Raw genomic sequence first — 6,532 nt, 5'->3', positions numbered from 1 at the left:
GCCGCGCGCGCGCCGCGCGCGGCTGGGGGGGGGAGTCGCCTCAGCTCCTCCCCACTTCCGAATCCCCAATCCCGGCCCCAGCTACTTGCCGCGGCCGAACAGCATGCCGACGCCGACCGCGACCAGGATCGCCGGCCACCAGGTGGCGATCAGGCGGCCCAGGCTCAGATTGGTCCAGCCCAGGTTGTTGGCCAGGAACACCAGGCCGATCACGATCAGCACGATGGCGGCGATCACATTGGATTTCATGGAGACGCGGCTTCCGCAAAAAGGGCGCCTATCGTAGCCGTTGGCGCCACGCCGCAACACGCGCCTGCAACTCCTCGGCCGGCAGCCGCTGTGCGGCGCCATTGCCCCACACCGGGCCGGGCCAGGCGGCGTCGCCCGGATGCCGCCCCAGCACGTGCACATGCAGTTGCCGCACCACGTTGCCCAGTGCGCCGATGTTGAGCTTGTGCACGCCCGGCTCCTGCCGCAGCAGCTGCGAGAGCTGGTTGATCTCGGCCAGCAGCAGGCGCTGCTGGGCGCCGTCCAGGTCGATCCATTCGCTGACCTCGGCCACCCGTGGCACCAGCAGCAGCCACGGGAAGCGCGCGTCGTCCATCAGCCGCACCTGCGACAGCGGCCCGTCGGCGACGAACGCGCTGTCGGCCTGCAGCCGCGGGTCGAGGACGAAGTCGGCCATGCCGCGGCTCAGCCTACGTGCTCGGCGAGGAACGCGAGGCTGCGTTCGCGGGCGAGTTCGGCGCTGTCGGCGTCATAGTGGTTCGGATCCACATGGCGGTCGAAGCCGTGCCCGGCCGGATACACGAAGGTCTGCATCTGCGGCAGCTTCTCGCGGTGCTGCTGGATCGACTCGGCCGGGATGCTGCCGTCCTGCGCGCCGAAGTGGAACAGCACCGGTGCCTTCGGCGTCTCGTCCAGGAACTGGGTGTTGCGGCCACCGTAGTAGCTCACCGAGGGCAGGCCCAGGCGCAGCGCCGACAGCAGCGCGACGCTGCCGCCCCAGCAGTAGCCCAGGGTGCCGACCTTGCCGGCCGGCGCCAGCGCCTGCGCGGCCGCCTGCACGATGTCCACGGCGCGGTCGAAGCCGAGCGCGCCGACCAGTTCCAGGCCCTTGCGCACGCCGTCCTGGTCGTAGGCCAGTTGCGCGTCCTTTTCGACCGGGTCGAAAAGCGCCGGCGCCAGCACCTCGTAGCCGTGGGCGGCGTAGCGGTCGGCGACCTCGCGGATGTAGTCGGTCACCCCGAAGATTTCCTGGATGACGACCAGGCCGCCGCGCGGCGTGCCCTCGGGCAGGGCATGCCAGGCGGAGACCTGGCCGTGAGCGGTGTCGAGCGTGGTCCAGTGGCCCATGGCGGCATTCCTGTGGCGTGGGGGAAGCGGCGGATTATCCATGCCCCAGGCTAAGCCGGGGTGAGCGGGCGCACACCGGCCGGGCCGCGCCGGCGGCCCCGGCCCGGTATACTTCGCGCGCTGTTTTTCTCCCAGGCCCCCGGACCCCGGCCCCAATGTCTCTCGCGACCCCCAAAGTCGGCTTCGTCAGCCTCGGCTGCCCGAAGGCCCTTGTCGATTCCGAACGCATCCTCACCCAGCTGCGCGTGGAGGGCTATGCGATCGTGCCCAGCTACGACGCGGCCGACGTGGTGGTGGTCAACACTTGCGGTTTCATCGATTCGGCGGTGGCCGAGTCGATGGAGGCGATCGGCGAGGCCATGGCCGAGAACGGCAAGGTCATCGTCACCGGCTGCCTGGGCAAGCGCTCGGAGCAGATCCGCGCGGCCTATCCGGACGTGCTGGCGGTGTCCGGCCCGCAGGACTACCAGAGCGTGATGGAAGCGGTGCATGCGGCGCTGCCGCCGCGCCACGACCCGTTCGTGGACCTGCTGCCGCGCGCGCGGGGCGCCGAGGACGACATCGGCGTCAAGCTGACCCCGCGCCACTACGCCTATCTGAAGATCTCCGAAGGCTGCAATCACCGCTGCAGCTTCTGCATCATTCCGTCGATGCGCGGCGACCTGGTGTCGCGCCCGGTCGACGAGGTGCTGCGCGAGGCCGAACGCCTGGTCAAGGGCGGGGTGCGCGAGCTGCTGGTGGTGTCGCAGGACACCTCGGCCTATGGCGTGGACCTGAAGTACGCCGAGCGCGAGTGGCGCGGCCGCGCCTACCAGACGCGGATGAAGGCGCTGTGCGAGGGCCTGTCGGAATTGGGCGCGTGGGCGCGCCTGCACTACGTGTATCCGTATCCGCACGTGGACGACGTGATCCCGCTGATGGCCGAGGGCAAGCTGCTGCCGTACCTGGACATCCCGTTCCAGCACGCCAGCCCGCGCATCCTCAAGTTGATGAAGCGGCCGGGCGCGGTGGAGCGCACCCTGGAGCGCGTGCAGCGCTGGCGCGCGCTGTGCCCGGAGATCACCCTGCGTTCGACCTTCATCGTCGGCTTCCCCGGCGAGACCGACGCCGAGTTCGAGCAGTTGCTGGAGTTCCTGGACGCCGCGCAGCTGGACCGCGTCGGTGCCTTCGCCTATTCGCCGGTGGAAGGCGCCAGCGCCAATGCGCTGCCGGATCCGGTGCCGGAGGAACTCAAGCAGGAGCGGCTGGCGCGCTTCATGGAGCGGCAGGCGGCGATTTCCGCCGCGCGCCTGGAAGCCAAGATCGGCACGGTGCAGGAGTGCCTGGTCGACCTGCTGGAGGACGGCATCGCGGTGGCGCGCTCCAAGGCCGATGCGCCGGAGATCGACGGCCTGGTGCATATCCAGAACGGCGGCGAGCTTGGGCTGAAGCCGGGCGATCTGGTGCAGGTGGAGATCACCGACAGCGACGAGCACGACTTGTTCGGCGATGCCCTGCCGGCGCAGGCGTCGTCGGCAACGCCGCTGGATCTGCGGGTGCTCTGACGCTGCAGGCGGCGGCATGCGTGGCGCCACGGCGCCACGGCGCCGCGCGCTCACGGCGCGGCGTAGTCCACCGCCACCACCACGAAGCTGTGGCGACCGCCGGGCAGCTGCGCTTCCACTTCGTCGTCGACGCGCTTCTTCAGCAGCGCACGCGCCAGCGGCGAATCGATGCTGATCCAGCCGCGCGCCGCGTCGGTCTCGTCCGGGCCGACGATGCGGTAGCGGCGCAGTTCGCCGCTGTCGGCATCCTCCAGTTCGATGTGCGCGCCGAAGAACACCGCCTGCGGGTCGGACGGCGCCTCGGCGACCACGCGCAGCGCTTCCAGGCGCTTGCTCAGGTAGCGCACGCGGCGGTCGATCTCGCCCAGTTGCTTCTTGCGGTAGGTGTACTCGGCGTTCTCCGAGCGATCGCCCTCGGCCGCCGCCGCGGCCAGCGCCTTGACCACCTCGGGGCGGCGCACCCGCCACAGTTCCTCCAGCTCGGCCTTGAGCCGGGCATGGCCTTCCGGGGTGATCAGTGCGGTGCTTTTTTCGGCAGGGGGACGCCAGCGGCTCATCGGTGCGACTGCGGTGGAGCGGGGTGGCGATGCTAGCGCGTGCCTGCGGCTTGCGCACCCGCAGGCGATGGCCGAAGCTGGCGCCGCCCCGCACATGGACGTTCTTCGATGTTGATCCTGCCGCTGCACAAGCCGCTGTCGCGGGACAATTTTCCGGTGGTCACGCTGCTGCTGATCCTGCTCAACATCGCGGTGTACGCGGGCTGGCAGCGCCACGACGCGGCGCCGCTGCGGCAGGCGCAGCGCTACTACCTGGACTCCGGTCTCGGTGCGCTGGAAGCGCCGGCCTACGCGCGCCATCTGGAACGCAGCGGTCAGCGCGAGGCGTTGGCGCAACTGCAGCAGGTACCGGCGGCGGAGCGGCCGGCCTTCGTCGGCGCCGCCACCGTGCACGACGTGCGCTTCGTGCAGGCCATGCGCGACGGCAGCGCCTTCGCCGATGCCGGTGCACAGCGGGCGTGGACGCCGCTGCGCGCGCATTACGACGCGCTGCTGCAGCGCGTGTTCACCCTGCGCCATGTGCAGCGCAGCTCGGAATGGGCGCCGGCGCGCATGCTCAGCGCCGCGTTCCTGCATGCCGACGCCATGCACCTGCTCGGCAACATGCTGTTCCTGCTGGCGCTGGGCACGCTGCTGGAAGGCGCGATCGGCGGCTGGCGGTTCCTGGCGGTGTACCTGCTCGGTGCGTTCGGCGCCAGCGCGGCCAGCCTGTGCTGGCGCTGGGGCGAGGCAGGGGCGGGCCTTGGCGCGTCCGGTGCCATCGCCGCGCTGATGGGCGCGTTCTGCGTGGTGTGGGGACGGCGTCCGGTGCGCTTCTTCTATTGGGTGGCGGTGCTGTTCGACTACGTGCGTGCGCCGGCCATCGTGCTGTTGCCGCTGTGGCTGGGCTGGGAGCTGTACAACCTGCTGTACAACGGCGATGCCGGCATCGGCTTCGACGCGCATGCCGGCGGACTGATGGTCGGCGCGCTGCTCGGTGCCGTGCTGGTGGCAACCGGGCAGACGCGCGAGGCGTTCCTGCGCGACGATGGCGGGGCGCTGGCCGATGACCGCTGGGAGCGTGCGCAGGCGCACCTGGGCCGGCTGGAGCACGTCCAGGCCGGCGCATTGCTGGACGCGCTGGCGGCGGAAGCGCCGCGGCGCTTCGATGTGGCGCTGGCACGCTACCGCCTGGCCGCGAACGCCGGCCAGGTCGCGACGGCGCGGCTGCGTGCGTTGGACGTGCTGCGCCTGGCGGCGCCGTCCGTGCAGGAGGCGCAGCAGCAGGCGGCAGTGCTTGCCGCGGCCGGCGATCTGGATGCACCGATGCGTGCGGCGTTGTTCGCGCGTTGGATGGCGCTGGGAATGCTGGCCGAGGCCGAGACGCTGCTGGCGCAGGATGCGGTGTCGCCACGCGAGCAGCAGGCGCAGGCCTGGTTCCGGCTCGCGCTGGGCCACGGCGAACGCCAGGCCATGACGGAGTGGCGGCGCCTGCTGGAGGGGGTGATCGTGCGGTATCCGGACCTGCCGCAGGCGGACAAGGCGCGGTTCCTGCTCGCCAATGCCTGAGGGCGCTGCTCGGCACGCGTGGGGTGCGCAGTGCCACCCCTCGTTCGGCACGCCGCGCAGGACGCGCTAGACCGGCGCGATCGTCACCGCGCGCAACGCCGCCTGCAGCTTGCCGCGCTGCACCTCGTCGTCGCAGCGGCTCAGCGCGTGTTCCAGCAGGCCGCGCGCCTGCGCGTCCTCGCCGAAGCGTTCGGCCAGCAGCAAGGCAGCCTGCAGCGACCAGGTGCTGTGTTCCGGTGCCTTCGGCCAGGCACGCAGCGCGGCCTGCAGGCCGTCGGCGGCGAGCCGGAACTGGCCGGCCAGCTGCGCGCGTTCGGCCAGCAGCGTGGCCTGTTCCGGGAGCAGCGGCACGAAGTCGGGATCGGCATCCAGCGCCTCGCGCTGCAGGGCCAGTGCCCGCCGTTCCTGCTTCTCCTGCAGCAGCCGGTGGATGTACTGGCGGGTGTGCTCGCGGCGTTCGTCCTGGCGCGCACTGCCGCGCAGCAGACGCTGGTACAGCTCGTGCACGCCCAGGCTGACTGCGCGGGTGCGCACTTCGCTGCGCAGCACCTGCAGCGCGTCGTCGGTATGGCCGTCGCGCACCAGCTGTTCGGCCTCGTCGAGTACGCGCTGGTCCGGGTCGTGGCGGGTGAAGCCGCTCGCGGCGTCGGCGGCAGGTTCGTAGCCCAGCACGGCGTGATACTGGTAGACCAGATAGCCCATCAGGTGGAAGGCGGCGAACAGGCCCCAGATCGTCACCACGGTGACCGCCAGGTCGGCGACCAGTGGCGGCAGGACGCGCTGCAGCCAGGCGGCGGCACCCAGCGCGCTCGCCTGGATCACGAACAGCAGGCCGAACGCGGCCAGGTACGGCCAGCCGATGCGCAGCGCCAGGCCGATCGACACCGCCGGGTTCAGCGCGCGGCGCAGGCTGCCGTCCATCGCCAGGGAAATCAGGATGCCCGGCTGCAGCAGCACCACCGCCAGCAGCATCAGCAGGCCGCCGACCGGCCCGGTCAGCAGCAGCGCGGCGAACACCGCCACGCCGAGCAGGATCATCATCGCCAGCAGCCGCAGCACCACGCCGTCGCCGATGTCGAAGCCACGTTCCGGCGCGTCCAGGTAGCCATCGGCGGTGTGCCGCAGGATCTCGAAGGCGTACTTGTAGATGGCCAGGGTGGTGACGATGCCCAGGATCCAGCCGATGCCGGGCAGCATGCCCAGCAGGCTGCACAGGGTCAGCGCGATCAGCGCGTACAGCGCGCCGCCGCGCAGCGGATACAGCGCGATGGCGCGGGTGCGCGCCCAGAACGGTTCGGGTGTGCTGCGGTGTACGCGGCTCGCGCCCGCGCGACGACGGTCTTCCATGACGCCCCCTGTCTACGAAGTGTGACGATTGTGCGGGTCGGCTGCGGCGCACGCAATCGGGGGCCGCCGGGCAAGCCTCTGGTTGGGCCCGTGGGTTGCCTGCAGCCATTGTGTGGTCGACTGCGCAACGTGCGTTCCGCCCCGCCGTCGCCATACGCCGGCTCGCTACACTGCGCCCCA

General features: G+C 71.1%; 7 protein-coding genes. 2 read left to right on the top strand and 5 right to left on the bottom strand.

The genetic code is table 11. The annotated features are described in order from the left end of the window. Window positions 1-81: 81 nt before the first annotated feature. Genes ACHWVH_RS12530 through ACHWVH_RS12520 form a run of 3 tightly spaced genes read right to left on the bottom strand, consistent with a single transcriptional unit; the run spans window position 82 to window position 1,356 of the window. Entirely contained in the window at window positions 82-249 is a 168-nt protein-coding gene (locus ACHWVH_RS12530; RefSeq protein ID WP_003467495.1) for a LiaI-LiaF-like domain-containing protein, read from the bottom strand. A 28-nt stretch (window positions 250-277) separates the two neighbouring features. Continuing rightward, window positions 278-685 carry an HIT family protein gene (locus tag ACHWVH_RS12525; protein ID WP_295926835.1) on the bottom strand — a complete coding sequence of 136 codons (408 nt, stop codon included), beginning with the start codon at window positions 683-685 and terminating at the stop codon, window positions 278-280. An 8-nt stretch (window positions 686-693) separates the two neighbouring features. Continuing rightward, the gene (locus ACHWVH_RS12520) at window positions 694-1,356 is read right to left on the bottom strand and encodes a dienelactone hydrolase family protein (RefSeq protein ID WP_267085063.1); all 663 of its coding nucleotides are present in this window, start codon (window positions 1,354-1,356) and stop codon (window positions 694-696) included. A 155-nt stretch (window positions 1,357-1,511) separates the two neighbouring features. Here ACHWVH_RS12520 and rimO point away from each other — a divergent pair, with 155 nt between their 5' ends. Next, the gene (gene rimO / locus ACHWVH_RS12515; protein ID WP_295926831.1) at window positions 1,512-2,900 is read left to right on the top strand and encodes a 30S ribosomal protein S12 methylthiotransferase RimO; all 1,389 of its coding nucleotides are present in this window, start codon (window positions 1,512-1,514) and stop codon (window positions 2,898-2,900) included. Between the two features lie 50 nt (window positions 2,901-2,950). Here rimO and greB read toward each other — a convergent pair whose 3' ends face one another. After that, window positions 2,951-3,457 (bottom strand): transcription elongation factor GreB, encoded by a 507-nt coding sequence (gene greB / locus ACHWVH_RS12510; RefSeq protein ID WP_017911327.1) that lies wholly within the window; start codon window positions 3,455-3,457, stop codon window positions 2,951-2,953. 108 nt (window positions 3,458-3,565) lie between these two features. Here greB and ACHWVH_RS12505 point away from each other — a divergent pair, with 108 nt between their 5' ends. Beyond that, window positions 3,566-5,005 (top strand): rhomboid family intramembrane serine protease, encoded by a 1,440-nt coding sequence (locus ACHWVH_RS12505; RefSeq protein WP_394687280.1) that lies wholly within the window; start codon window positions 3,566-3,568, stop codon window positions 5,003-5,005. Window positions 5,006-5,071: 66 nt separating this feature from the next. Here the strand turns inward: ACHWVH_RS12505 and ACHWVH_RS12500 are convergent, their stop codons facing one another. After that, the gene (locus tag ACHWVH_RS12500; protein WP_295908711.1) at window positions 5,072-6,352 is read right to left on the bottom strand and encodes a hypothetical protein; all 1,281 of its coding nucleotides are present in this window, start codon (window positions 6,350-6,352) and stop codon (window positions 5,072-5,074) included. Window positions 6,353-6,532: the final 180 nt, after the last annotated feature.

Source organism: uncultured Xanthomonas sp. (assembly GCF_964278005.1).
Classification (GTDB): Bacteria; Pseudomonadota; Gammaproteobacteria; order Xanthomonadales; family Xanthomonadaceae; genus Xanthomonas_A; species Xanthomonas_A sontii.
This window is presented reverse-complemented; position numbering and strand designations above follow the sequence as displayed.